This window comes from Corynebacterium striatum (assembly GCF_016728105.1).
Taxonomy (GTDB): Bacteria; Actinomycetota; Actinomycetes; order Mycobacteriales; family Mycobacteriaceae; genus Corynebacterium; species Corynebacterium striatum.
Window position 1 is genome coordinate 192,332 of sequence record NZ_CP068158.1, and the last position, 25,923, is coordinate 218,254.

Annotated in this window: 23 protein-coding genes and 3 tRNA genes; 13 read left to right on the top strand and 13 right to left on the bottom strand. The window is 57.5% G+C overall.

Annotated elements, in window-relative coordinates:
- Nucleotides 1–3 precede the first annotated feature (3 nt).
- Nucleotides 4–906 carry a DUF3515 domain-containing protein gene (locus tag I6I72_RS00920; protein WP_049145883.1) on the top strand — a complete coding sequence of 301 codons (903 nt, stop codon included), beginning with the start codon at nucleotides 4–6 and terminating at the stop codon, nucleotides 904–906.
- A gap of 19 nt (nucleotides 907–925) precedes the next feature.
- On the opposite strand, the gene I6I72_RS00925 is transcribed toward I6I72_RS00920, so the two are convergent.
- Both I6I72_RS00925 and I6I72_RS00930 read right to left on the bottom strand, forming a co-directional pair.
- Nucleotides 926–1,990, bottom strand: coding sequence for a D-alanine--D-alanine ligase family protein (locus I6I72_RS00925; protein WP_049063543.1), 1,065 nt, complete (start codon nucleotides 1,988–1,990; stop codon nucleotides 926–928).
- A gap of 23 nt (nucleotides 1,991–2,013) precedes the next feature.
- Nucleotides 2,014–3,012: an NAD(P)H-dependent glycerol-3-phosphate dehydrogenase gene (locus tag I6I72_RS00930; protein WP_005531693.1), complete on the bottom strand. Its 999-nt coding sequence runs from the start codon at nucleotides 3,010–3,012 to the stop codon at nucleotides 2,014–2,016.
- Between the two features lie 208 nt (nucleotides 3,013–3,220).
- On the opposite strand from I6I72_RS00930, the gene I6I72_RS00935 reads away from it, so the two are divergent.
- Nucleotides 3,221–4,219 carry an NUDIX hydrolase gene (locus I6I72_RS00935; protein ID WP_049145886.1) on the top strand — a complete coding sequence of 333 codons (999 nt, stop codon included), beginning with the start codon at nucleotides 3,221–3,223 and terminating at the stop codon, nucleotides 4,217–4,219.
- Nucleotides 4,220–4,346: 127 nt separating this feature from the next.
- Here I6I72_RS00935 and I6I72_RS00940 read toward each other — a convergent pair whose 3' ends face one another.
- The 3 genes from I6I72_RS00940 to leuC all read right to left on the bottom strand — a co-directional run bounded on the left by I6I72_RS00940 (nucleotide 4,347) and on the right by leuC (nucleotide 7,582).
- Complete coding sequence (locus tag I6I72_RS00940; protein WP_129720886.1) at nucleotides 4,347–5,354, bottom strand: hypothetical protein; 1,008 nt, start codon at nucleotides 5,352–5,354, stop codon at nucleotides 4,347–4,349.
- A 177-nt stretch (nucleotides 5,355–5,531) separates the two neighbouring features.
- A complete protein-coding gene (gene leuD / locus I6I72_RS00945; protein ID WP_049145891.1) occupies nucleotides 5,532–6,116 on the bottom strand; it encodes a 3-isopropylmalate dehydratase small subunit in 585 nt (194 codons plus the stop codon).
- Between the two features lie 47 nt (nucleotides 6,117–6,163).
- Nucleotides 6,164–7,582 (bottom strand): 3-isopropylmalate dehydratase large subunit, encoded by a 1,419-nt coding sequence (gene leuC / locus I6I72_RS00950; protein WP_005531697.1) that lies wholly within the window; start codon nucleotides 7,580–7,582, stop codon nucleotides 6,164–6,166.
- Between the two features lie 50 nt (nucleotides 7,583–7,632).
- On the opposite strand from leuC, the gene I6I72_RS00955 reads away from it, so the two are divergent.
- Nucleotides 7,633–8,316: an IclR family transcriptional regulator gene (locus I6I72_RS00955; RefSeq protein WP_070508559.1), complete on the top strand. Its 684-nt coding sequence runs from the start codon at nucleotides 7,633–7,635 to the stop codon at nucleotides 8,314–8,316.
- A gap of 61 nt (nucleotides 8,317–8,377) precedes the next feature.
- Here I6I72_RS00955 and I6I72_RS00960 read toward each other — a convergent pair whose 3' ends face one another.
- Together I6I72_RS00960 and I6I72_RS00965 are read right to left on the bottom strand one after the other, a co-directional pair.
- Nucleotides 8,378–8,968, bottom strand: coding sequence for an HD domain-containing protein (locus I6I72_RS00960; RefSeq protein ID WP_049063548.1), 591 nt, complete (start codon nucleotides 8,966–8,968; stop codon nucleotides 8,378–8,380).
- A gap of 41 nt (nucleotides 8,969–9,009) precedes the next feature.
- A complete protein-coding gene (locus tag I6I72_RS00965; RefSeq protein WP_236592648.1) occupies nucleotides 9,010–9,816 on the bottom strand; it encodes a hypothetical protein in 807 nt (268 codons plus the stop codon).
- A gap of 273 nt (nucleotides 9,817–10,089) precedes the next feature.
- Here I6I72_RS00965 and I6I72_RS00970 point away from each other — a divergent pair, with 273 nt between their 5' ends.
- Nucleotides 10,090–10,383, top strand: coding sequence for a hypothetical protein (locus I6I72_RS00970; RefSeq protein ID WP_005531701.1), 294 nt, complete (start codon nucleotides 10,090–10,092; stop codon nucleotides 10,381–10,383).
- Nucleotides 10,384–10,488: 105 nt separating this feature from the next.
- A complete protein-coding gene (locus tag I6I72_RS00975) occupies nucleotides 10,489–11,121 on the top strand; it encodes a hypothetical protein (protein WP_049145897.1) in 633 nt (210 codons plus the stop codon).
- 106 nt (nucleotides 11,122–11,227) lie between these two features.
- On the opposite strand, the gene I6I72_RS00980 is transcribed toward I6I72_RS00975, so the two are convergent.
- The 4 genes from I6I72_RS00980 to gltX form a co-directional block, all read right to left on the bottom strand.
- Nucleotides 11,228–11,300 (bottom strand) — tRNA-Glu (locus I6I72_RS00980).
- Between the two features lie 607 nt (nucleotides 11,301–11,907).
- Nucleotides 11,908–11,980, bottom strand: a tRNA-Glu gene (locus I6I72_RS00985).
- 35 nt (nucleotides 11,981–12,015) lie between these two features.
- Nucleotides 12,016–12,087: transfer RNA gene (locus tag I6I72_RS00990), tRNA-Gln, on the bottom strand.
- Nucleotides 12,088–12,367: 280 nt separating this feature from the next.
- On the bottom strand, nucleotides 12,368–13,876 hold the full coding sequence (gene gltX / locus I6I72_RS00995; protein ID WP_172954268.1) for a glutamate--tRNA ligase: 1,509 nt from the start codon (nucleotides 13,874–13,876) through the stop codon (nucleotides 12,368–12,370).
- A gap of 219 nt (nucleotides 13,877–14,095) precedes the next feature.
- Here gltX and I6I72_RS01000 point away from each other — a divergent pair, with 219 nt between their 5' ends.
- The 7 genes from I6I72_RS01000 to I6I72_RS01030 are packed head-to-tail and all read left to right on the top strand — an operon-like array spanning nucleotide 14,096 to nucleotide 23,366.
- On the top strand, nucleotides 14,096–16,624 hold the full coding sequence (locus I6I72_RS01000) for a choice-of-anchor M domain-containing protein (protein ID WP_236592649.1): 2,529 nt from the start codon (nucleotides 14,096–14,098) through the stop codon (nucleotides 16,622–16,624).
- Nucleotides 16,625–16,680: 56 nt separating this feature from the next.
- Nucleotides 16,681–17,775: a choice-of-anchor M domain-containing protein gene (locus tag I6I72_RS01005; protein ID WP_053085000.1), complete on the top strand. Its 1,095-nt coding sequence runs from the start codon at nucleotides 16,681–16,683 to the stop codon at nucleotides 17,773–17,775.
- A gap of 26 nt (nucleotides 17,776–17,801) precedes the next feature.
- Nucleotides 17,802–19,295 (top strand): anchored repeat ABC transporter, substrate-binding protein, encoded by a 1,494-nt coding sequence (locus I6I72_RS01010; protein ID WP_049145948.1) that lies wholly within the window; start codon nucleotides 17,802–17,804, stop codon nucleotides 19,293–19,295.
- A 57-nt stretch (nucleotides 19,296–19,352) separates the two neighbouring features.
- Nucleotides 19,353–20,273, top strand: a complete 921-nt coding sequence (locus I6I72_RS01015) for a choice-of-anchor M domain-containing protein (protein WP_236081468.1) — start codon at nucleotides 19,353–19,355, stop codon at nucleotides 20,271–20,273.
- Nucleotides 20,273–21,004: an anchored repeat-type ABC transporter ATP-binding subunit gene (locus I6I72_RS01020; RefSeq protein ID WP_049145901.1), complete on the top strand. Its 732-nt coding sequence runs from the start codon at nucleotides 20,273–20,275 to the stop codon at nucleotides 21,002–21,004. Before I6I72_RS01015 ends, I6I72_RS01020 begins: the two co-directional genes overlap by 1 nt.
- Nucleotides 21,001–21,966, top strand: a complete 966-nt coding sequence (locus tag I6I72_RS01025) for an anchored repeat-type ABC transporter permease subunit (protein WP_049151716.1) — start codon at nucleotides 21,001–21,003, stop codon at nucleotides 21,964–21,966. Before I6I72_RS01020 ends, I6I72_RS01025 begins: the two co-directional genes overlap by 4 nt.
- The gene (locus tag I6I72_RS01030) at nucleotides 21,963–23,366 is read left to right on the top strand and encodes a choice-of-anchor M domain-containing protein (RefSeq protein ID WP_049145905.1); all 1,404 of its coding nucleotides are present in this window, start codon (nucleotides 21,963–21,965) and stop codon (nucleotides 23,364–23,366) included. The genes I6I72_RS01025 and I6I72_RS01030 overlap by 4 nt, the downstream gene beginning before the upstream one ends.
- 47 nt (nucleotides 23,367–23,413) lie before the next feature.
- On the opposite strand, the gene I6I72_RS01035 is transcribed toward I6I72_RS01030, so the two are convergent.
- Complete coding sequence (locus I6I72_RS01035; protein ID WP_080986238.1) at nucleotides 23,414–24,013, bottom strand: alpha/beta hydrolase family esterase; 600 nt, start codon at nucleotides 24,011–24,013, stop codon at nucleotides 23,414–23,416.
- Between the two features lie 219 nt (nucleotides 24,014–24,232).
- Here I6I72_RS01035 and I6I72_RS01040 point away from each other — a divergent pair, with 219 nt between their 5' ends.
- Complete coding sequence (locus tag I6I72_RS01040) at nucleotides 24,233–25,336, top strand: isochorismate synthase (protein WP_049145907.1); 1,104 nt, start codon at nucleotides 24,233–24,235, stop codon at nucleotides 25,334–25,336.
- 27 nt (nucleotides 25,337–25,363) lie between these two features.
- On the opposite strand, the gene I6I72_RS01045 is transcribed toward I6I72_RS01040, so the two are convergent.
- A complete protein-coding gene (locus I6I72_RS01045; protein WP_236081554.1) occupies nucleotides 25,364–25,846 on the bottom strand; it encodes a class I SAM-dependent methyltransferase in 483 nt (160 codons plus the stop codon).
- Nucleotides 25,847–25,923 lie beyond the last annotated feature (77 nt).

Genomic DNA, 25,923 nt, shown 5'->3' on the forward strand with positions numbered 1-25,923 from the left:
CTTATGAGCAACCAATTTAACAGCACCGCCGTTCTCATCTCACTTGGCCTCTCCATAGCGATGGTGTTCGCGGTTATTTTTGGTGCCAAGTTCTACTTTGAGAACACAGCCAAAGCGCCAATTGCGCTTTCCCCTATTCAATCAGAAGACGCAGACTCCCCCGAGTGCCAGGCAGTTGTTGCAGCTGCCCCTGAAGAATTGATGGGCCAGCCCCGGGCTGAAATCGCCGAGCCAGTCCCACCAGGGGCCGTCGCATGGGCCAAACTATCTTCTGAATCGGTGAGCCTGCGCTGCGGAGCAAGTCTGCCCTATCAATACACCACCTATTCCCAAACCGAGGATGTTGATGGCGATCAATGGCTGCAGGTAAAAGACATGACCCCAGGATCGAACCTCACCACGTGGTACAACACTGAACGCACTCCGGTTGTTGCAGTAACCACGTTTAATGACGAACGTCCAGAAGGTCTTGGAGAAGCACTCACAAAGCTTCCTAAAGCCAAGCACGAGCCTCGTCAGGCACCGCTTTCCCAGCTCAAATCCGGACCCGCTGACATGTGCAACGCGCTAGAAAAAGCACTTCCAGCGGAGGCAGCCGACGAGTACACCCGCCGCACCGATATCAAAGAAAAGAACACCTACGTCTGGAGCGCTAAAGGCCGCGAGGACATTGTGGTGCGGTGTGGCATAGCACCCCCCGAGAACTATGCTGCTGGCGCGCAGCTGCAGCAGGTCAATAACGTCCCCTGGTTTGAGGACACCACCTTGGCTGAGGGCACCACTGGCGGCACTCGATTCGCACTCGGCCGTGCGAATGACTTAGCGCTGTTCGCACCGCAGGACGCCGCTAACTCCGCTCTGGTGCGGCTTAGCGACGCCCTCGTTAAAGCCACCCCAAGCCAGTAGCTGGAGGCTGGGCGCCGCGTTATGCGCGAGCCATCGCGCCTTCGATGAGGGCGTCGAGAAGCGCGGCGTAGTCCACGCCTGTTGCTGCAAGAACCTGTGGGTACATGGAGATCGGCGTGAATCCCGGAAACGTGTTGATCTCATTAATGTAGAAAGCATCCTTAGTGACGAAGAAGTCAACGCGGCTGAGCCCCTCGCAGCCGAGCGCGCGGAAGGCCGAGACCGCAGTTTCGCGCAAGGTCTGGATCAGATCCGGGTCAAGAGGCGCCGGAATTTGTGCGCTAACTCCTTCATCAATGTACTTAGCATCAAAGTCGTAGAAGCCTTCCTCTGCTTCTTCAATGCCGTTGAGCTGGGCAGGCACAGAGGCGATCACCGAACCATCCGCATATTCGAGCACACCGATTTCCACCTCAGCGCCCACGATTTCCGGCTCTACCAACACTTTGTTGTCGCTTTCGAATGCCACCTCGACGGCGCGCGAGAACTCTGCCCAATCGGTGACCTTGGAAACACCGATCGACGATCCGCCGCGTGCCGGCTTTACGAACACAGGCAGCCCCAGCTGCGCCTTCTCATCAGCGCTCAGCTCGGTGCGGCCTTTGAGAATCACCTCGGGCGCAACTGGCAGTCCCTCGGCAGTGAGCAGCTTCTTGGTGAACTCTTTATCCATGCCAGCGGAGGAGGCAAGGACCCCGGCGCCAACGTAAGGGATGTCGGAAAGCTCGAATAGACCCTGGACGGTTCCATCCTCGCCATAAGGACCATGCAGCACGGGGATAATAACGTCGACTTCCGCGAAGTGGCTGTGCTGGGTCACGTTGTGGAAACGGCCTTTGGTTTCAGGATTGAGGGAGAGCGCCAACTCGTCACCCATAGTGACCTCTGGCAACACGCCGTCAACAATCTCTAGGCCTTCCATGGTGCCTGGCGTCCATTGGCCATCCTTGGTGATGCCAATCGGCACCACCGTGTACTTGGCGGGATCCAGATGCTTCATAATCGCTCCTGCAGAAATGCAGGAAACTGAATGCTCGGAACTACGGCCGCCATAAACTACGGCTACACGGATCTTTTCGCTCATGGAGTCAAACTTTACCCCGCCGGCTACTCCGATTTTTTAGTACGCCCCATCAACGCAACAATCATGTCTTCTACGCTCACTCCGCGGTGGCACACGCCGAACACCGCCTGAGTAATTGGCATCTCCACCCCAACCTGTTGGGCGAGGCGGAAGATAGAATCCGAGGAGATGACGCCCTCTGCGACTTGCCCATTTGTGGCAGCCTTGGCTTCTTCCAGCGTTCCGCCTTGGCCTAGGCGGTAACCGAAGGTGCGGTTGCGAGACAACGTCGAGCTGCAGGTTGCCACCAAGTCGCCCATGCCCGCGAGGCCGGAAAAGGTGAAAGGATCCGCACCAAGCGCCACACCAAGCCGGGTGATCTCTGCCAATCCACGGGTGATAATGGTGGCAAGCGTGTTGTTGCCTAAGCCTCGTCCAGAGGCCATACCGCAGGCCAGGGCGATGACGTTCTTGCAAGCGCCACCGATTTCCGCGCCAATGACGTCCGTATTGGTATACGGACGTAGGTACGGGGCCGCCGCTGCATGCTGCACCAGCTTTGCGCGTTCCTCATCGGTGCACGCGATAACTGTGGCCGCCGGTTGTTCCCCAGCGATCTCCTTGGCCAAGTTTGGACCCGAGAGCACAGCAATACGCGACGCCTCTACTCCGGTTGCGTCTGCAATGACCTCGCTCATGCGCTTGAGCGTCGCAGACTCCACGCCCTTGGAGATCGATACCAGGGTGGAGTCAGCTGGCAGGAGCGGAGTCCACTTCTCTAGGTTGGAGCGCAGCGTCTGGGATGGCACGCCAAAGATCACGATGTCTGCGTTAGCCAGTGCCTCTGTAGCATCCGACGTCGCGTAAAGGCTTTCTGGCAGCGCCAAGCCCGGCAGATAATCGGCGTTGACGTGGGTCTGGTTGATTGCTTGCGCCAGTGCTGGGCGCCGAGCCCACAGACGAACTTCATTGCCTGCGTCAGCAAACACCTTTGCCAAGGTCGTACCCCAAGAACCGGCACCCATCACCGCAACGTTATGCATTGCCCTACCTCTAATCCCAGACTTATTCATGGACTATTTTCTGCACCCAGACTAACGCACGGGAAGCCTGGACTAAGACTGCTTCGGCGCTCGCTACTTCCACATAGGGGTGGACAAACTTCGCCGCGGCGCGTGCGGATGCAAAGCTCGCCCAGAAAGTGGAAAATAGAAGCGTTAATCTGCGCGCCATAATCATTAAAGGAGCACAATGCCGAAGGCAAAGAACATGCACGAGACTGACAAGGACGTAAAGTCTGAGGTATTCATCTCCGGCCGACACCAGGAAATTCCCACCAACCCAGCCAAGGAATTCAAGCGCACCACCTTGGCAGCTGGCGCTGTGCTGTGGCGCGGAAACCCTCATGACCCAGAGGTAGCCATTATTCACCGCCCCCGTTATGACGACTGGTCCCTGCCCAAGGGCAAGGTCGATCCGGGCGAATCGCTTCCTACTACCGCCGCGCGCGAACTCCGTGAGGAAACCGGTTACGACGCCAAGCTAGGCAAGCTCATCGGCAAGGTGACATACCCAGTGCAGGGGCGCACCAAGGTGGTCTACTACTGGCTCGCCAAGGTACTCAGCGGTGACTTCACAGACAACAGCGAAACCGATGAACTGCGCTGGATGCCCATCGATGAGGCCAGCGAGCTATTGACCTACGCCGTTGATACCGATGTGCTGGAAAAGGCTAAGAAACGCCTCCTCCTGGCCCCCACCACACGCGTGCTCTACGCCCGCCATGCCCACGCGCATGAGCGCCGCAACTGGGCTGGCGACGACAACCTGCGTCCGTTGGACAAGAAGGGGCGTCGCCAAGCAGAAATGCTCGTTCCCATGCTGGCGCCATTCCATCCCACCGCTATTTATTCGGCAGCACCGCAACGCTGCCAACAAACCGCAGCACCCTTGGCGGATGAACTTGGCTTGGACATTGCAATAAACAAGGACTTCGGTGACGAAGTGTGGCTAAGCAATCCCACTGCGGCGAAGGCAGCATTCCAACGCGTTGTCTCACGCGGCGGCATCCCCGTCATTGTCAGCCAGGGCGAAACTATCCCGGGCATCCTCAAGGACCTCGATCCAAAGTTCCTTAAGGTAGATTTTGAAGACCTCAAGTTTAAGAAGGGCTCGGTGTGGGTCCTTTCCTTCAACGAAGGCGAGCTCACCGGCGCTGACTACCTCGCCAGCTCCCTTCCTGTGCGTTAAAAGCAATAGGGACGACCGTAGAAAAAATCCCCAGACCTGTCGCTACTTCTAGAATGCGGCGAAAGGACTGGGGATTAGCTATTTTAGAACAGACTGCAAAGCAGCTTGTGCGCCTTTTGGCCTTAACTTAGGTCCAACGCACAGCGGGCTTACCCGCTGCGTAGCGGTAGAACAGCAGCAGCACCATCGATTGCACGCCGTAGGCAAAACCAAAACCTACGGCCGGAATGTAGAACAAGATGCCGACGAGCAATCCACAGATCACGATGCACAAAAGGCTCTGGCCAATGTTGTTTTTGGTCAATTCATAAGATGCGCGGAAAGTCTCCCCTATGCTCATCTGTGGGTTATCTGCCTTGATATATGGCACAAAGTAGAGCAAGAACGCTGCAATAATGCCGGGGATAACAAACAAAAGGGAAGCAGCACTAACCACTAGAGCAGCGACCAGTGAATGTCCTGCAACAGCGAATGCATTCTTGGACTTGAAGAAGTCTCCGAAGGTGGCTCGTTGCCCATCAGCTTCCTTGGACGCGGCACACTGGATATTGCCGATCATCCAACAGCTGTAGACCAAGCCAATCACGACTCCCAAGACTATTGACAGCACTGCAGCCGCGCTCATTCCCGTGCTGGCGCTATCGAAAGAGCTGTCGCCATAATAGTCATAGCTACTGCTCGTTGACGCCGATCCTAAGGCGAGTACGCCACCAAAAAGCATAGGGACGACCATGACTACGACGAGAATAATGAAGTGAACGGTAATCGCGCCGGTCCACGGAGCCCAATTGCGGAAGAAGCCCTTGAAACCCTGTCCGATAACGTCCATAGCATCGAGCTGGCGTGGCGCGTTCTGATAGGACCCGTTTCCATAGCCCGCATAACCTGCCTGCGACTGCATGTATTGTCCCTGTTGCGGCTGCATAGGCTGCTGCGAATAAGCCCCGTAGGACTGCTGATTGCTGTCGCTAAAAGGCTGCTGGCCGGGTACGCCACTATTGCCCTGCGAGAAGGGATTTGCCGGGCCGGTGGGCCCACCGTAAGAGCCACCACCGTAGGCGTCGCCGCCCTGCTGACCATAGTTTGAACCTTGACCGGCACCAAAGTCATTATTATTACCAAAATTATTACTCATGTAGGCAACAATATTATCGCTGGTAATTCGCTAACAGCCATGCGCGGCACCCGTTACCAATTGTTCACGCAACGGGGGCAAAACATAAGCAGTCCCACTCACCTTCATCTCCGCATGTGTCTGCGGATTAGGGCAAATAGGGCATTTCTAAACGCTGATACGAGCGCTAAAAATGCCTTAAGATACAGCGGGCTTAAAGGCAGCACGCTGTGCCTCGAATGTCTCGATGGCGTCTTCGCTGCGCAGGGTCAACCCAATGTCATCGAGGCCCTCCATCAGGCGCCAACGGGTGTAGTCATCGATATCGAAAGAGTAAGAGTTGCCGCCGACCGTGACACTGCGAGCCTCCAGATCCACCGTTACTTCGGTTTCGCCTTGCTCGAGCTGCTTCCAGATAAGCTCGATATCCTCTTGTTCCATAAGTCCAGTTAGCAAACCGGCTTTGCCAGAATTGCCGCGGAAAATATCGGCGAAGCGCGACGAGAATACCGCCTTGAAACCGAACTCGCTCAACGCCCACACCGCATGCTCGCGGGAGGAACCAGTACCAAAGTCGCGGCCGGCGAAGAGCACCGAACCATGGTTGAACGGCTCCTGGTTGAGGACGAAGTTCTCGTCGGAACGCCAGTTAGAAAACAGGCCGTCGGCAAAGCCTGTGCGCTTGACCGACTTCAAGTAGCGCGCCGGGATGATTTGGTCAGTATCGACGTTGGATGCGCGAAGTGGGACACCAACACCGGTATGGGTTACGAACTTTTCCATTGTCGTAGTCTCCTAGTTATCTGCAGATATGGCTATGGGTCGGTGAGTTAAAGGTCAGCCGGGGACGCGAGGTGACCGGTCACGGCAGTTGCTGCGGCAACCGCCGGCGAGACCAAGTGTGTGCGCCCGCCTGGGCCTTGGCGGCCCTCAAAGTTGCGGTTCGAGGTAGATGCCGAGCGCTCCCCAGGCTTGAGCTGATCCGGGTTCATACCCAGGCACATCGAGCAACCTGCGGTGCGCCACTCAGCACCGAAGTCGGTGAAAATCTTGTCCAGGCCTTCTTCTTCTGCCTGGACCTTGACTACAGCAGAGGAAGGAACCACCATCATACGGGTGCTCGGCGCGATGGTACGGCCCTTCACCACCTCCGCAGCGGCACGCAGATCCTCGATACGCGCGTTGGTGCACGAGCCCAGGAACACGGTGTCGATCTTGATGTCACGCAGCGGGGTGCCTGGCTGCAGGTCCATGTAGGCGAGAGCCTTCACAGTAGCGGCCTTCAAGTTCTCATCCCCAAAAGACTCGGGGTCCGGCACGCTCTCGCCCAGCGGGAGGCCTTGGCCTGGGTTGGTGCCCCAGGTGACGAACGGGGTCAGTGCAGAACCGTCAATTTCGACCACGGTGTCGAATTGCGCGCCCTCGTCGGTTGGCAGAGTCTTCCAGTACTCGACCGCTGCATCCCAGTCCTCACCCTTCGGCGCGAATTCACGGCCCTTGACGTACTCAAAGGTGGTCTCATCCGGCGCGACCATGCCAGCACGTGCACCAGCCTCGATGGACATATTGCAAATGGTCATGCGGGCTTCCATAGACATCTTGCGGATAGCCTCGCCGCGGTACTCGATAATGTGGCCCTGGCCGCCACCGGTACCGATCTTCGCGATGATCGCCAGAATCAGATCCTTGGCAGAAACGCCCTCTGCGAGCTCGCCGCTAACTTCGATTGCCATGGTCTTAAAGGGCTTCAGAGACAAGGTCTGGGTAGCCATAACGTGCTCAACCTCGGAGGTACCAATGCCCATCGCGATGGAGCCAAAAGCACCGTGGGTCGAAGTATGAGAGTCGCCACACACGATGGTCATGCCGGGTTGGGTGATACCCAGCTGGGGTCCCACGGTGTGGACAATGCCCTGCTGCGCATCGCCCATGGGGTGAAGACGAACCCCGAACTCTTCACAGTTTTGACGCAGCGTAGAGACCTGGGTGCGGGAAATCTCGTCTTTAATCTCCAAGAGGTTGCCGGTCTTGATACCTACGGTCGGGACATTGTGGTCCTCGGTGGCAAGGTGCAACTCCGGATGGCGCATCTTACGTCCAGCGAGGCGCAGGCCATCGAAGGCCTGTGGGCTGGTAACTTCATGGAGGAGCTGGAAGTCAATATAAATCAGATCAGGAGCGCCATTCTCGCCCTTCTGCACGACGTGGTCGCGCCAAACTTTCTCAGCTAGGGTCAGTTTCTCAGTCATTTCAATCACTCCACTTGAAATCTCATTAATTGGAACGTAGATTTCACTGTATGGGAGAGTATAGCGCAGTATCCGGAATTAAGGTACTTGACCGCGCCGTCGCCATCATGATGGCCGCAGCCAACCGTCCGTCCACCCTCAACGAACTATGTGAGACCACCGGTCTACCTCGGGCAACAGCCCATCGCCTCGCAACCGCACTGGAAGTTCACAGAATCCTGACCCGCACACCCGACGGCAAGTGGGGCGCGGGCCCTGCACTTCCCGGCAACCGGGATCACATCATCGAAGCAGCCGGTCCGATCATGGAACGCCTGCTCGCTGAGACTGGTGAATCCGTCCAGCTTTATCAGCTCTCCGGCAATTCTCGCACTTGCGTTGCCACTCGCGAGCCCGAGTCCGGCTTGCACAACGTGGTACCGGTAGGCCGCCAGCTACCGCTTACTTCCGGTTCAGCCGCCCGCATTTTCGCGGCATTCGACAACATCGACACTACTGGGGCCACCTTTAGCGATGAAGACGTCGCTCTAGCCCGCGAGAATGGCTATTCCGAGTCGATCGAAGAACGCGAGACGGGTCTTGCCTCGATCTCCGCCCCAGTATTCGACTCGGCCGGCAACCTCGTGGCGGTTATTTCGGTCTCAGGCTCCGCCGAGCGCTTCCGCCCCTCCCCGGCACAGAAGTACGCTCCGCTGCTTGCCGACGCCGCGACACAGCTCACCGCACGCCTCTAAACGGCTCCGCGCATTATGAGTTCAGCTCAACACTGAGTTCAGCTCACTACTGAGTTCTAAGCTACAGAGCCCGCAGCTTTTCTAGCTTCTGCCGGTACTCACCGAGCAGCGGCAGTTGCGGGCATCGCTGTTCTACAACGGAAAAGACGGCCCCATACCACCACTGTTGGTCTGATCTACCGCTGTTGAACCGCGCCCACAGCTTATCGCCATAAGCATCATGGTCGGCAAGGATAGAACTGAGGTTGTGAAGCTTATCGCAGGCGCTGACGATGACCGACGCCTCGGAGGCACCCCTCAGGTGAGCCAAGTATGCGTCTGCACGCTCGCGCCACGATTCCAAGGAGTCATCCTTAGTTACTCCCCGGACGATATTCAGTACGTGCGGGCCGAAGTCCTGTTCCATCTGCTGGGCCGAATAGCGCTCAGGGACATCCTCCAACGTGTCGTGGAGCAAACAAGCAATGAGGACGTCTTCACGGATATCGTCCGCCAGCCCCTGCGCTGCAGCGAGGTGCATCACGCCAAATAGATGCGAAACGTATGGGGTATCGCTCCCCTTGCGATAGTGTCCGTCGTGTGCCCGCGCAGCGACGTCTAGCGCACGCACAATATGCGGCGTGAGAACTTCAGACCCAGTGTTTTGCCACATGGTTTCGCCCCTCTCAAGCCACAGTCACTAGTCACTAGTCACTAGATGATAATGCCGTAGTTGTTTGCAATGCCACGGATGGCATCGAATCCAAAGCCTTCACTGCTCGTGGTGGCAAGGCCTTCCACCTGGTCGCCTACCTTGCGTAACTCGACGCCAGGAACCTCGACGATATTGCGTGGAGTGGCAATATCAGGACGGCGGGCGACAAAGCCCTTATGCGGAAGTGCGGCGAGCTCGTTCGCGTAAGGCATGCGCGCGTAGTTGCTAAAGAAGGCCGTTTGTCCATTACGTGAGACAACGGTGCCACCTTGGTAGATTCCGACAACGCCTGGTTGTCCCGGGACGTACACGCCCGAGCCACTGTCACCATTTACCTTCGGGATGTTGTTGGCATAGTTCATGCCATCGAAGTCACGCGGACCATTAATAGCCTGTGCACAGTCGTTGCCGCTCAGACGCCCATTAATGCAAACATCAGTACCTGGTGCAGGAACCGGGCGAATACCGTCACCCGTCTTTGGGTTGCCCCCACTATACGTTCCAGCCGCAAATTGGATATACGCCAAGTCATGTTCTGCAGCGCCCGATGGCTTAAACCAACGCAACGTTCCTACGTGCTGGCCAAACTGGTTATAAACCTGCTGCCCTGACAGGCCGCAGTGCGCAGCCGTCCAGGCACGGTCACCCTCAACATAGCCCACGGTGCAGCTGGCCCCCTCAGCCGTCATCACAACCTGCCCCTGCGTCACAGATACACCCGGCGCAGCTTGCGCAATGGCCTGGCCTCCCGCTATTGCAATGAAGGCCGCAGCAGCTGCGACCAGGCCGTTCTTTAAGCCTCGCATCTTCTCCCCTTTCACTTCAGTTACTTCCATAACATAGCGCTTTCACCAATTTTTTCCTATACCTACACGCGCTACCTCTTGCACCCCCTTCCCGGCTCACCCATTCGAAGCCAGGGAAAGACCAGGAAAAGGCTCAGAGTTTCACCGACAAGGAGTGAAATTGAAAATATTTTGAAAAAGTTAGCGCGGTTTATTGAAATTGGAATGAAAATGTTGTTAAATGAAAACGTACTGAAAACGCGGGCAAACCGCACCAACCTGAAGGAGCTTTCCATGAGCACCCACACCATCCACGAAGAGCACACCCACGTCCACGGCGCAGGCTGCGGCCACGTTGCTTTCCCTCACAAGGATCACACCGACTACCTCCACGAGGGCCACATCCACCGTGAGCACGAGGGCCACTGGGACGAGTGCGAGACCACCGAGCACCATGAGCACGCTGACCACGATCACCAGCATGGCGAGGGCTGCGGCCACGTTGCCATCCCTCACGGCGATCATGTTGACTACCTGCACGATGGCCACCGCCACGCCGCCCACGAAGGTCACTGGGATGACCACTAATCGGTAGCGAGCTATACCCGTTACCTCAACCGTCACCTCTTTCTTAGAGGTGACGGTTTTAATCTTTTCGAACATACGCCACACGATCCGCGTTAGGCTTAGGGCATGTTTGCTTCACGACGCCTTCCGCTAACGCTGGCCACCATCGCACTCGCCGGCGGCTTTGCTGCGGCCTGCAGCCCCGCCCCGAGCGATCAACCCTCCCCGGCTGAGCCAAGCTTCAACAACAGCTTTGAAGAGTTAAAGGCCCTTCAGCAAACCAACGGCGCTTCTGTCCCCGACGCCCCGCAGCCCACGCTGGACCTTAACGCACCACAAACCGTGGCACAGCAGGCAACCCCACAAGGTAATGGCCAGGAAGACCCCAGCAACCACGTCACCGACCAAGACGCACGCCAGAAGCTCATCGACTCCCTCGGCGTACAGGCGGGAGACGCTTCAGGAACGAAAGTGACGGTTAACGGCACTCCATCCGAGCTGTGCATGATGGGTGACGGTTACCACATCAACTTCCTCATGGCGGGCCCCAACACCAGCTGTGACTTTGCCAAGGAAACCACCAGTGCGCTTATCAATGCCACCCCAAGCCCTGCAGAGGACCTCCGCGGGTATATCCCCGGCTCCTTAAACGTTGCTAGCCCAGTAACCGGCAAGGCTTATCAGATGAGCTGCACCGTGTCCGAAAACTCGCTGATCACTTGCAAGGGCGGCAACAACGCCACGATTTTCATCGTCTAGGGCATTGAGTCAAAAGCGCCAGCGATCGGTACGCACGATTTTTAAACCATAAGCAAAAATCTCGAAACACTAACCACCTGGAAAGTGTTTCGAGATTTTCTATTTGTACCCCGTACGGGATTTGAACCCGTGTTACCGGCGTGAGAGGCCGGCGTCCTAGGCCGCTAGACGAACGGGGCTCGTTTAGCTGTCCGTTGCGGACTTGTTAAGAGTAAACGATGCCTAAACACTTAAACAAATCGCCTGCTAGCAATAGAAAAATCCCGAACCCTTTGGCGCTTTTCTTGCGTGGTTAGCAGCTTGCTTTCTCTTAGGCTGGGCGCGGATCGAATCAGTGGTTATTCCGCTTGCAATCTGTTGATAGACAGAGCCTGGAAATTTAGCGTGCCAACTCGGGTTCGGGATGACGCTTAACGTCTAACAGCATTCGCACGAGGCTCCTACTTCTACGAGAGTTGGTTTAAAAGGAAGTTAAGGATTCTAGCGATGCTGCCTAGTCGAAGGCGTTAGAGTAGCGTCGGTGAAAATGATGCGTTTCAATATCCGCCATCTACTCTCCTTTCATCCGGTAACTGCTTGTATCTGCAGTCTAGGCACCGAATATCAGCCGCGGAAGCACTTTGGAGAACTTCCCAGTGGTCCCCCCCTGGTACTTAAGCCTAAGACAAGAAGTGCTCGAGATTTAGCGCGCTGGTATGGGGTAAACAAGGACCGGTCCGCGCCGCCAACATAAGAAAAATCCCGAAACACGATCTTTAACGAAAGTGTTTCGAGATTTTCTATTTGTACCCCGTACGGGATTTGAACCCGTGTTACCGGCGTGAGAGGCCGGCGTCCTAGGCCGCTAGACGAACGGGGCATAGAACTGTGACTTCTGCTTAGCAGTCATCACTGCTGGCCTACCAGGACTCGAACCTAGAATGACGGTACCAGAAACCGTAGTGTTGCCAATTACACCATAGGCCATTATCGCTTTGAGCTCTTAACTACCTTGGAGTCAAACCCCGCGGTGTTGCTCGCTGCAACGGTTTATTACTATAGCCGCCGTTTCGGTTTTCACACAAATCGCAATGTCATTGCGGGTTTTGGGGCTAATAAGGTGGCTTTGAAAGCGTTCTAATTACATCGATGCGCTTTGCCCGGTGGCGGCCATTTACAGGCGCCCACAAAGACAGCAGCCCCACTCCCAACGCATTGCGGGAATGGGGCCACGAGAAGTGCCTAGCTAGTAGCTACATCTTTGCCACTACTGCTGCACGGGCGCCTGGAACGGCGTGACAGCCAGAGCGGCACGCAAGCGATTGAGGGTGGACTCCTTGCCCAGCAGCTCCATGGACTCAAACAGTGGCGGAGAGACCTGCTGGCCAGAGATAGCTACGCGCAAAGCTCCGTAGGCCTTGCGCGGCTTCAGCTCAAGCTCCTCGATGAGGGCCTTGGACAGTACAGACTCAATGGCGTCCGTCTTCCACTCTTCCAGTTCCTCCAAGCGAGCAATAGAGACCTCCAGCGGCTGCACCGCATCTTCCTTGAGGTTCTTCTTTGCGGACTTCTCGTCGAGCTCCAGCTCGGAATCCGGAGTAACCAGAAAGCTCATGAGACCATAGGCGTCGCCCAGCATCTTGATGCGGGTCTGAACGAGGTCTGCCACGAAGGCAAACTTCTGATCGTCATAGTCGGCCGGGAAATCGGTGTACTCGGTCAGGTAATCACGCAGACGCTGCGCGAAGACCTCGGGTTCCAGCAAGCGAATGTGATCGGCGTTAATAGCCTCCAGCTTCTTCTGATCGAAACGAGCCGGGTTACCCAGAACGTCTTCCACATCGAAGTTCGCAACGAGCTCGTCCACGGAGAAAATGTCCTGATCCGCAGACAGGGACCAGCCCAGCAGGGACAGGTAGTTGAGCATGCCCTCCGGGATAATGCCGGCGTCGCGGTGGTTAAAGAGGTTGGACTGCGGGTCACGCTTGGACAGCTTCTTATTGCCCTCACCCATAACGAATGGCAGGTGGCCAAACTCAGGGGTCTGCTTAGCGATGCCAAGTTCCTTCAGAGCCTCGTAGAGCGCCAACTGACGCGGAGTGGACGAAAGAAGGTCCTCACCACGCAGAACGTGAGTGATGCCCATCAGCGCGTCATCGACCGGGTTAACCAGAGTGTAAAGCGGCGCGCCGTTGGAACGTGCAACAACATAGTCCGGCTGGGTCTCAGACTTGAAGGTCAACTCGCCACGAACGAGATCCTTCCAGGTCCAATCCTGCTCCGGCATGCGCAGGCGCCACACCGGCTTGCGGCCTTCAGCCTCGAATGCAGCGATCTGCTCATCGGTGAGATCGCGGTCGTAGTTGTCATAGCCCAGCTTCGGGTCGCGGCCAGCCGCCTTGTGGCGCTCCTCCACTTCCTTAGCAGTTGAATAAGCCGGGTAGACGTAGCCACCCTCCTTCAGCTTCTCCAGAACATCGGCATAGATGTCCATGCGCTGAGACTGGCGGTAAGGCTCGTGCGGGCCGCCCGTAACAACGCCCTCATCCCAGTCCATGCCCAGCCACTTCAGCGAATCGATAATCGCCTGGTAGGACTCTTCGGAGTCACGTGCAGCGTCGGTGTCTTCGATGCGGAAGACGAGCTTGCCACCGGTATGGCGGGCGTAAGCCCAGTTAAACAGGGCTGTACGGACCATGCCCACGTGCGGGGTGCCGGTGGGCGATGGGCAGAAACGTACGCGTACGTCAGAAATAGTTTCAGTCATGCCGACCATGGTAGTGCAGGCGCTTTAGCGCCGTACCACCGGCCAAGCCTGCATCACCCCGCACTGCCCTCCCCATCGACGGGTTAAACCCAAATTGGGGTAACCGAAAGTCAATTTCATTAAGTTTTCCCAGCGACCACTATCGGGAGCGAGTTTCTGCTACCGGTAATGGTTGTCATTTTCTATAGTGAAGACCTCACATCAGAACTGAAGAAAGGTCTCCACACTGTGGCTCGTAACCGCACTCGCTATCTAGCTCTTCTCACTACCCTCTCGCTTCTCACACCTGGAGTGGCACTCGCTGGTCCTGACGACGGAAAAGCAATCGCAACCCAAAGTCACGTTGATTCCCCAAAGACATTTTGGGAAGGCGACAACTTTGTCCTAAAGTCTGAGCACAACTCAACCACCACGCCACTGCCAGATACCGTCGCGTGGATCGGAAAAGGCTGGGGCCGCGATGGTGGAAACCAGTACCAATTCACTCTTCCTGCAGATAACTCGTTCGACTTCATCGGAAAACCCGGCGAAACCTACTACGCGGCTCCTTTCAATCCTACTGGCTCCCACGATCCGATTTGGCTCGGCTTCGGCGCCGATGCAGGCTTGCCTGTGAAAAACTTCCGCGACGAGTACGCGTCCCTAGACATCGTATCTGTCGATGGTCCGGGCGACTTCGAGCTCTTCAACTACCACAACTCACCAGCCGACCTTCGCCGGATGCTCGGCACAACACCGAACTCTGCGCATTCTGCTGAGCTCACCGCTGGTACGCACACGCACAACTACACAATGTTCACGAAGCCTGGGCGTTACGAGGTCACCTACCGCACCACAGCGCGCAAGAAGGACGGCACGCTCATTGCTTCGGAGCCTACCACCACTTCCCTACAGGTAGGAGGCATGAAGCCTGCCGATAGCCCGACTCCTTCCTTGCAGGAGCGCTACGACGCTGCGGCTGACGGCGATGCCTCTGCGGCAGGCTACAAGCTCAGCATTGCTCCGAAATCCAATCCTGAAAAGGACGGCGACAAGAACCTGTCCACCATTAGCTTCAATGCAGAGAACAAGGCTTCGGGCACGTTAACGCTGCTTATCGACGGCTATTTCCTCACCGATCTGCCCGTAAGCGATGGCGTGGCGCAGTGGGATGAGTTCCTCGGCCCACTGGGCTCTGAGATTCAGGCGGTCTTTACCCCTGAGGGCGACGCACCACGCTGGATCTCCGAAACGCTCGCCTACGCGCCGCAGAGTCAAGTATCGACGGATTCCGCCAAGTCCGCTGACAAGTGGAACGAATCGCACAAGCCGCGCAATCTCGCGCCAATGGAAGAAACCGTTCCGTCGACACCTGAATTCCATACGCGAATCGAGCGTGTCAACGATTCTGTATCCAAGCTGGTGGTCGATACCGAGGACAAGAACTTCTCCGGCTTTATCAACGGCGGTCTTTACGAACGCGGTTCTAACTTCGCCACCTTGGATTTTGACGCTGCGATCAACAATGGGCACGCCGAGTTCCTCTTTGAAGACGAGGGATACTACGACGAGGCTAAAGTGAAGGTCACCGTCACGCCTCATCCAACTATTATGGCGGGATCCGGCTCAGTCGTCTTGACAGACAAGTACGAGTCCGGCAAGACCTACAAAGCCGACGGAAAGCTCGACGTAGCCGAGGCACCATCCGATGAAAATCCAACCAATCCGACGACCTCGTCAGTGCCCAAAGAGACCTCTGTACCGGCAACGGAAGGAAAGAACCCCGAGGGCACCGAGGGCACAGTGTGCTCTGCGAAACTCTCCCTGGACCACGGTCACGTCGACATCATGGGTGTTCGCGAGGGCGATGCGTTTGAGACCAAGCTCAAGGATGAGACAAACATCGGTGCTTCAGGGCTGACCTACCGCAAGCTTGACGACGTCGTCTTTGCGGTACACAACAATGCAATGATCCCCCGCCCTGAGAACCATAGCGACCCAAGCTTCGATTTCATGGGCCCGGTCGGTGAAAAGACTTTCTTGCTTCCGCAGACTCAAAAACGCGATGTTATCTGGCCTGGCTATAACACCGAGACACTCAATTACAAGGACTACAAGGACGGCGTCGTTCAGCTGAACATCAAGCCGGTTTCTATGCCTGAAGGGGCGTCGTTCGGTATGTGGCTCACCGATTTCGGTGGCCCAGGCGAGATTCTCGTGGACTCCACTAAGGACGACTTCACGATCGACACCACGTTTCCAACGCACACCCATACTAACTGGGCTTTCTCCAAGCCAGGTACCTATGTGTTCGAGGTGACCTACACCGCTGAGACGACAGACGGTAAGAAGCTTGCTTCCCAGCCACAGCATCTCACCATGGCAATGGGTGACAAAGCTATTGCTGACTGTGCCGCGGATAAGCCAGAGCCAAAGCCTGCACCAAGCTCCACGTCTAAGGCCCCTGCTCCTAAACCAGCACCGTCTTCGACGTCGGCTGCACCTAAACCAAAGCCAACGACAAAGCCTGCCCCAAGCTCCACGTCTAAGGCCCCTGCTCCTAAACCAGCACCGTCTTCGACGTCGGCTGCACCTAAACCAAAGCCAACGCCAAAGCCGCAACCAAAGCCACAGCCGGACAAGGAGGGTTCCTCCTTTAATCCGTTGTCGCTCGTGCTTCCAGTGGTCCTGGCAACTGTTTTCCAGGCGTTCTTCAATTTCTACCGCGATCACCGCGCCGAAATTGACCGGTGGATGCGTGGTCTTACCGGACGCTAATCCGAGGACTCCCCTCGCCTCCCCAACTCACCCAAACTCATTCAGGACCCATTTTCATGAACTCACTCGTACGCCTGTTGGAAACGCCTGTCATCCATACCCGCCAGCTGTGGCGGAGGTTTAGCCTGCTCTTGGCATGTCTGCTAGCGGTGTGCATCGCACCGTGGCCTATGGCGCATGCACAGGAAGTATTCGATTCCGGGCACGTCGACGCGTTCTTCGTGTCTGCGCCCGATGGTCAGCTTTCTTTGTCTATGAAAGAAGACATCACGGGCGCTGCCGTGGAGCGACCAGGCAATGACGTGATTTTGAAAGTCAATGAGAACGCGTGGTCCGACGTCACTGAGAGCATCGACGGAATCGGCGAATCCACCTACTACCTGCCCCAGACGCAGCGACAAGACATCCTTTGGCCCGGGTGGGACACCCAGCCCGCCCAAAAGGCCGGCTACACCGACGTTGATCTCAAGTTCCGTGAAGTCAGCGGACCAGGTTCCGTCTATGTTTTCGAAACCGCTGGCTTTGGCGAGCTCAACGCCGTGACCAACTCCGGCTCACTGGAGTTGACCAGCGGCGATGTCATCAATCAGCCATACCCAGCGCACCGTCACGTCAACTGGGCGTTTAGCCAACCAGGAATCTATACCATGACGGTGCAGGCAGCCTCCAACGGCGACACCAGTAACACCGTCACCTACACCTGGGACGTGGGCGATGGACAGGCAGCGTCCTCGGATGAAGAAGCGTCCGAGGACGGGGACTACTCCGGTTCGGAGGAATCCTCCGACTCCGCTGCCTCCGGAGTATCCCGCAGCGGTGGCTCGTCCGCCGCGGGCCTTGCCGGTGCTGGAAGCGGCGCAGCTGCAGGTTCGCGCAACGGCTCCTCCCGAGGATCGTCCAACGGAACCACGGGTGACGGACGAAAAGCCAAGGCTGATCAGAAGAAATCCCGCAACAAGCACCACTCCAAAAAAGCCGCGGCCCACGCTGGGGAAGGTGATCCGGATACCGACGTCGAGTTGCAATCAGTAGCAGGTGCTTACGGGGAGCCCAGGAGCTACTTGCCTTGGGGCATCGCAATCCTCGGCGGTGGAATGTTGGTACTTGGCTTGGGCGTTGCTCGTCTCGCATTGGCTAAGGCGCGCGACTAATGCAATACCCAATCCCTAGCCTTGGGATGCGCAGATGCATGGTGCTGGGGGCGTCGTTAAGCGCACTCGCTCTCAGCGCCTGTACCAGTGCAGGCCAAGCGGAACTACATCCGGGCGCGACGACCAGCCCCGCGGCCTTGAACGTAGTAGCCACTACGCCAATCCTCGCCGACGTTGTTCGCAACGTCGCAGGACCTGACGTCAACGTCACCACGCTCATTCCTGCAGGCAAAGACCCGCACACCTTTGAGCCCTCCCTGCGTACCATCCGCGACGCAGCGAACGCCGACGTCACCTTCGCCAACGGTTATCTCCTCGAACCCCAAGCGCTGATGGACACCCTCCGCGAGACGTCGTCGGCTCCCGTCGTTGAAGTCTCCGATCAAGCCTCAACCCGTGGTGCAAAGCTGGTCCCACTCGTAGAAAATGTCGCCCTCGACGCCATCTGGCTGGGCCTGCGCATCCAGGATGCCCCAGCAAACTCTCACGCCGTTGAGCTGAGCATGGTTTCTGCAGAGGGGCCCGGGGATGTGTCCGCATACGTGGTCACTACCTTTGGCACCCCAGAAGTTCTTTTCAACAGCGCTGATGGTATCTCCGCCCGCGAGGACACCGCGCAGCTGCCGGCCAACGCTCATACCCACGTCTCCTGGGGCTTTTCCAAGCCGGGCATCTACCGCCTTGGGTTCCGCGCGAACTCCAGGGAGGGCGATACCGAGCCGACCGAAAGCACCGAGGTCACCGTGGCTGTGGGCGTTAACCCACCTGACGGGATGCAGGCACTTAGTGAAGGCCACGTGGACATCACCGCGAACATGGCGGGCAGCACCATTGACCTCCAAGACAACGGAAAGCATTTCGATCCAGCGACTACTGCCCTGGCACTTCCCTCTTCAACGCTGCAGGAGATTCCCCCGAACCCAAGCTATCGTTTCCTCGGCCGGCCGGGTTCGGAAACCTATCTTCTTCCCCAGGCGGTCTTGGGCAAGCACATCCACGGCGAGGTGGACCCGCACCTGTGGCACGACGTGGACAACGTCATTGCCGAGGCCGAGGTGATCGCGGACCAACTTGCCCTGGTCGATCCCACCCATGGCGCAGACTATCGCAAGCGAGCGCAATCCTATTCAGACTCGTTACGTCAGACCGATGAATACGTCGCCGCGCAGTTAAACGCCATTCCGCCAAGCCGCCGGCACCTGGTCACGCCGCACCACGGCTACGCCTACCTCGAACAGGGCTACGGAATGCAGGTGGCTGGTTTCGTGACACCAAACCCGGCAATCGAACCCTCACCCCGCGACGTCATCGCGCTGCGCCGCACGCTGGAAAACCTCCAGCTGCCCGCAGTCTTTGTCGAGCCCACTCAGCAATCAAGCACCGCCACGCTCACTGAAGCCGCGGCTCAACTAGGGGTGGCAGTCTGTCCCATTTATGGCGACACCCTCGACGAACGCGTCCCCACCTACATCGACTTCATGCGTTTCAACGCTGATTCGCTTCGCCGATGTCTGGCCTAACCCAATTCACGCCCCCTCGCTCGCACACACCGATACACACCACAGAAGGAAACACTCATGCATAGATTTTTACTGTCACCCGATACTCCACATGGTTCCCTCCTCGCCCGTCTCCCCGTGGTCTTCCTAGGGTTGGCCACCGCCTTGACAGTGCTGGTGACCTCGGTGGTTCCGGTTCCGAGTGCGTGGGCAGGCGATCTGGCCCAGGTGGTCTCGGGGGACGAGGAAATCGCGCAGCCTGGCACCGAAGCTGTCATCGACCATGGCCACGTCGATGTGGGCGCGCAATTTATCGACGGTAAAGCGCAGTTCTTGGCGCGTGACGATTCCGCCGCCACCCCAGTGTGGCGAGACTTGAACGATGTTGTGTTCAAGGTCGGCGATGACGCACAGCTGGCGCTGCCTGACGACGCCCAGTTCGACTTCGTTGGCGGCACCCCTGGCGAAAATGTTTGGGTTGTTCCGCAGACAGAGCAGGCCGGGGTGCCGTGGGTAGGTTGGAATACTCAGTCGCCCTCGCTTGTCGACGCCGTCGATCGTGGCGTCACCTTGGAGTTCCTCGGGCATTCCGGCCCCGGTGAGTTCTCCTTGTTCCTGCAAAACGGCGGCTTTGAGGCACCCCAAGTCCTCTGGTCCACTGCTAAGCAACAGCAGGAAGGCTTTTGGGTCGATCTCAACACCCACACCCATGCGAACTGGACCTTTACCGAACCCGGTGTGCATCAAGTAGGAGTCCGCTTCTCCGGCAAAACCAAGGACGGTAGTGACTTCAGCACAGACGGCGTCCTCACCTTTGCGGTGGGCAATGACACCGACGTGGCGGAGGCCCAAAACACCGAGTGGGATCCGGCCGCGGTAGATGAGAAAGCCGATTCTGGATTGGCGTGGTGGATATGGGCCCTCGTGGGGCTAGGCGCCCTGGTCCTCGTAGGTTCCGTGGCGATGCTCGTCGCCTCTTCACGCAGGGAAGGCAAATAATGGAAACCTCTAAGGTGATTAGCGCGGAGCGCGTATGTGTCACGCTCAGCGGTCGAAACGTAATCGAAAATGCTTCTCTGCGGGTTGACCGCGGCGAGTTCATCGGCCTCTTGGGCCCTAATGGTGCTGGCAAGACAACATTTATGCGCTCGATCCTGGGCCTCATTCCGTATCAAGGCAACATAGACCGCTCAGCTTCCGTGGGCTATGTTCCGCAGCGCCACGACGTGGAGTGGGACTTCCCTATAAACGTCTATCGCGCCGTCTTGGGCGGACGCACTGGACTTATCGGTTGGTGCCGACGCCCCAAGCGCGTGGATCATGAGGCCGCTCGCCGGGCGTTGGAGTTGACCAACCTCGAGGAATTGTCGCGTCGACCCATTGCACAGCTTTCCGGTGGGCAGCGCCAACGAGTACTTATCGCCAGAGCCCTTGCCACTGAACCGGAGGTCCTGCTGCTCGACGAGCCTTTCACCGGGCTGGATGCACCCAACACGGAGGAGTTGCTTTTCCTTTTTGACCGGCTGTGTCACCAGGGGACGAGCATCGTCATGTCCACCCACAACCTCGCTGAAGCCGCCCACTCCTGCCATCGCCTAGTCCTGTTCAACCGGGGTGTGGTGGCAGATGGGCCAGCAGAGCTCGTGCTTGGCGACGCCGCCTCGTGGGTCGCTACGTTCGGTGTTCAGGCAGACTCTCCCTTGCTGTCCGCGATTGGAGTCGCCGCATGATTGAAGTGACATTAATTGACTTCTTTAGGGACCTGGCGAATCCGCACTTGGACTTTCTCGCGCGTGCGGTCGGGATTTCCATATTGGCTGCCATTGTCTGCGGTGTGGTGGGTTGCTACGTGGTGCTACGCGGAATGGCCTTCATAGGTGACGCCGTCTCCCACGCCGTGTTCCCGGGGCTGGCGGTCGCCTTCGCCTTGCAGGGTTCTGTGCTTTTGGGCGGCGCCGTCGCAGGGACTGTCGTGGCGCTGCTCATTGCGGGCTTCTCACAGCGTCGTAACCTACGGGAAGACTCAGTCATCGGAATCTTCTTTGCCGCATCTTTCGCGCTCGGTATGGTCATCATCTCGCGTGTTGAGGGCTACACGGCTTCCTTAACCAGTTTCCTCTTCGGAACACTGACGGGCGTGTCCCGCATTGATTTGTACACCGCTGCGGCAGTAACCGTCTGCGTGGTCGGCGTCATCGTGTTGCTCGGACCGCAGCTGACAGCCGCGTGCCTAGACAAAGAGACCGCCCGCGCGATGGGACTTCCAGTCTTCGCTCTGGACTTAGTTCTCTACCTGTGCGTTACCGCCGCGGTTGTCATCTCAGTGGGGACCATCGGCAACATCTTGGTGCTGGCCCTTCTCATCACGCCGGCTGCGACAGCCCGGCTGCTTACCAACTCGCTTGGCGCCATGATGTGCGCCTCTAGTCTCATCGGCGCCGCAGCGAGCTTCGCCGGTATCTACCTCGCATGGGCCATCGACCTGCCCGCGGGCGCGACCATCGTCCTAGTACTAACGGCCTTGTTCCTTCTGGCCTGGCTTGTCTCCCCGTTACTCCAACGCAGGCCGTCACGCCAGCCAAGAATGAATTCAACTAAGGACGCAGCCTCTCCAGGTTCTTCAACCCCATCCATTTCCGCCCCTGTAGCTAGCGAAACCCAGAACCAAACCGATAAGGAGCATTCAGCATGAACTTCCTAAAACGACCACTCCGTTCCAAGCTTTCTCATACTCGTCTCCCGCGCACAGCGCTTGCCTTGGGCGCAGCCGCTCTGCTGGGCACCGCAGCTCCCGTTCTCATGCCGACGTATGCCAACACCGCCGTGGCTCATGCCGAAGAATCATGCAGCCTTGCTAACGCTTACCAAATTACGAAGGGTCACCAGGATCTAGCGGTACGCGACGACAATGGCCCTTTGCGCTTTACCGTCGACGATGACAGCAGTGGTAGCCACGTGGAGCGCGAAGAGGGCGAGTTCGTCGTTATAGTAGACGACGCAATGACGCGCTCCCTCGACGATCTCGGGTTCCCAGGTATCTCTGGCAATGCGTGGCTCTTGCCGCAAAACCAGGAATACTCCCGCCCCTGGTTCGGTTTCTCGCTTCTCCACTTGTCCACGATGACGGACTCCGATACAGCACAGCTGACAATGGAGCTCAACAGCGCGCCGGCCGGTGGGCGTATCGTTGCATGGAAAGACGAGCTTACCGGTCACCAGCTGCTGCTCGACAGCGACGACCCAGGCATGGCGTGGGACTATTACCGTTCACACACTCACGTCAATCTTGGCTTTACCGAGCCTGGCGCATACGCGGTCACGTTTACTTTCACCATGTCCGATGGCTCCGAGCACTCCATGAAGGTGCCTTTCCTGGTGGGTAGCAATACCTCGGACTCGGAACTGTGCAATCTGGGCTTTGACGCTGGGGGGTCCACTGCTAAGCCAAAAAACAGGGCCCAGCAGTTGGCCAAGGACATAAATGATACTGGCAAAGCCATCGCCGGCCTCGACAAAACCCTAGCTGGAACGCTCAAGGAAGCAGAGAAGCTAGTAGGCAGCCCTAGTTCCGCAAAGCCCACTGCAACCAAGAACGCTAAGAAAGACAAGACAGGTTCCACGACGGCGAAGAAGACCTCGAAAGAGCCGACAAAGGACTCGTCCGACGGACAAAAATCTGGTGGCTCAGCTCAACGCGGTCAGACTGCACCCGCTATGCGTTCAGGCGGGACCACGAGCGACCACAGCCCAAAGAACTCCGGCTCAGGCAATTCCGGGAAAGGCACGGCCCAGAAAACAGCGGACAAACAGAGCGATAAGAAGACACAAGACGCCAAGGGCCATGGCCTTAGAAATCCAGCTAAAAGCCATAGTCTTGCCGCAGGTGACGAGCAAGGATATGTGGAAACAGATGCGCAAGAGATGAGCTACGAGATGCCTTTGTTTAACTTTTGGGCAGGATTCCTCGCAGGAATGGGGGTATTTGCTTTGTTCCTCGGCACCGGCCTTTTCGTGTGGGTGCAGTTCTTCCGAAACCGCAACCGACAAACCGATGTACCCGCCCAGCAGTTCCCGAGTAACACGCTGAGCTAGGAACTAATGCCTAGTGGCTGGGCTCCTCACCGGTCCTAGCCACGGTGCTACTTACGCTTGTCGGACAGGAAGTTCCATACCTCGTTGGAGGTGTCCGGCTCATGCCACCAGGTATGGTCGCCCTTGACCTTAAGAAGCTCGACAGTCTTCAGGCAGTTGTTAAAGCGGAGTCGCTCAGCCATAGGACCGTTCTGCTCGGCTTGGAAGGTCATGTCACATCGGTTGCGATTAAGGTAACCACCGACCACATCGCGAACGGGAAGATACCCGGCCTCATGGTGAGTTCCGCCTTCATACTGCATCATGTGGTCATTGACACCATGCATGATGAGGGTGTGCATGGGCGCATCAACACAGTTGACCTCTACCGGGTTGTAGAAAGCACCGGAAACAGTGGCAATAGCTGCAAATGTTTCCTGTGCGTGGCAGCCCAATACCGAGGTAAAGCCACCACCATTGGACATACCCATTGCGTATACGCGCGAGTGGTCTACGCGGTAATCAGCATCGACCGCGTCCAAGATCCGCTGGATGAAACGGATGTCCTCGCCATCGCGGGTCTTGGCATAGGGAGCCGCTTCCCAAGCACGCTCAAAGCCTTCTGGATAGACAATGATTGCCTCGTTAGCAGCGCCAGTACTACCCATTCGGGATTGGCTGAACTGGGCCGCTCACGACGAGGGCAGCAGCTCCTACAGCCATCGCCGAGCGAGCTACCTTCTTCGACCAATTTCCCAGGTTTAACACCGACAACTCCTTAATCAGGGCAAAATTTACCCTTGTCACACTAGTCACATTCTTCACGCAGGCATCTTTGAACGCGCGGAATTCTGTGAATTTTCAGCAAAGAAGTAAGCTAGATATTCATGCATGCGAACAGACCTTCCACGGCCCCCGACTTTTTGCTCTCCCGCGCCACAGGATCTGTCCGCACCCAAGGAGCGAAAAAGACCTTCACTGACACTGATGCCGCAATTAACGCCCTTCGAACTGGCAACGTAGAAATGATTGTCGGCGCCCTTCCCTTCAACCCTGACGAAGCTGTTGCCCTAACCGAACCCGCATCCATCATTCGCGAAGACGGACCGCTGGAACCACACGCGTACTACCGCCAGGGCACCCTCAATGCGCGCGTTACCGGTTTCGACCCAGAGCCCGAGGAACACCTGCGTCGAGTAGATGCTGCAATCGCCACGATTCAATCCTCAAAGCTTGACAAGGTAGTTTTGGCTCGTGGGGTAGACATCGAATTTGCCGCACCGGTCGACCCCCGATTCGTCGCAGCACGTCTTATCGATCTCTCCGCCAACCGTGACGGCTTCATCGCGGATCTCTCTCCAGCAGGACGTCCCGGCGCAATGTTGGTCGGCTCTTCCCCTGAGATTCTGGTCAAGAAGCAGGGTTCTACCGTAACCGCTTTCCCACTAGCAGGCTCAGCCCCACGCCAAGCAGACCGCGCCCGCGACCACATCGCCGGACAGGACCTACTACACTCCACAAAAGATCTCCACGAGCACATGTTCGTCGTTGACCATCTACGCCGCGTGCTCACTCCGCTCTGCGATACCCTGAGTGCGCCAACCACCCCGGAGCTCATCAGCACCAATGAAATGTGGCACCTAGGCACGCCAATCGCAGGCACTCTTAAGGACCCAAAGCTCACCGCACTCGAGCTCGCCCTCCTGGTGCACCCCACACCAGCGATTTGCGGCACTCCAACTGAGGCTGCTCAAGCGCTCATTGAAACTGCGGAATCCGACCGCGGCTTCTATGCCGGCGCCGTTGGCTGGTGCGATTCCTCTGGCGACGGCGAGTACATGGTCGCCATTCGCTGCGCCGAAGTCGCAGGCGACGGCCTCTCCGCGCGAGCTTGGGCCGGTGGCGGAATAGTTGAATCCTCTAACTCTCAAGAAGAGCTCGCCGAGACGAGCGCAAAGCTACGCACCATCCTCAAGGCTTTGGGCCTCTAACTTTCGGAACGTCGAACCCCTAGCCCTTTAGCCAGCAGCTTCAGTTGGGCGCTTGGCCACCAAAACCACGTCGTGGGAATGGTGGGCACCTGCGCCGCCCTCGACGCGGCGTTCCCGCTTATCCAGCTTGACCACCTCAAGCTCCTTGAGGTTCTCCGCAAGCCACGCGGGCATGGCAACGGCATCTGATTCAAGATCGTGGTGAACAAAGACCAAAACATCACCAGTCAAGGCCTCAAGCTTAGCCACGCCCTCCTCGGTCGCCGGGATACCGCCATAGTGCACCGACACCAAATCGAAAGGTTCGTGCTCAAACTCGTTATAGTCTGCCACCTCTGCGTGCAGCCCACGATCCAAGCAACGCTGCACAGCAGTCGGCGCAAAGTCTATGCCGAGTGCCCCCCACCCGCGGTCAGTTAACCACTGGAGGTCCGCACCTTCGCCACAGCCGACGTCAAGCGCGGTACCGGGCCGTAGGTCAGCTACTTCGTCAACCAACGTTGCGTTCACATTGCCAGACCATATCTGTTGGCTCTGTGCGTAGCGTTCCTCAAACTCTTCCCGGGTGGGCAGATGCCCTGGGCCAT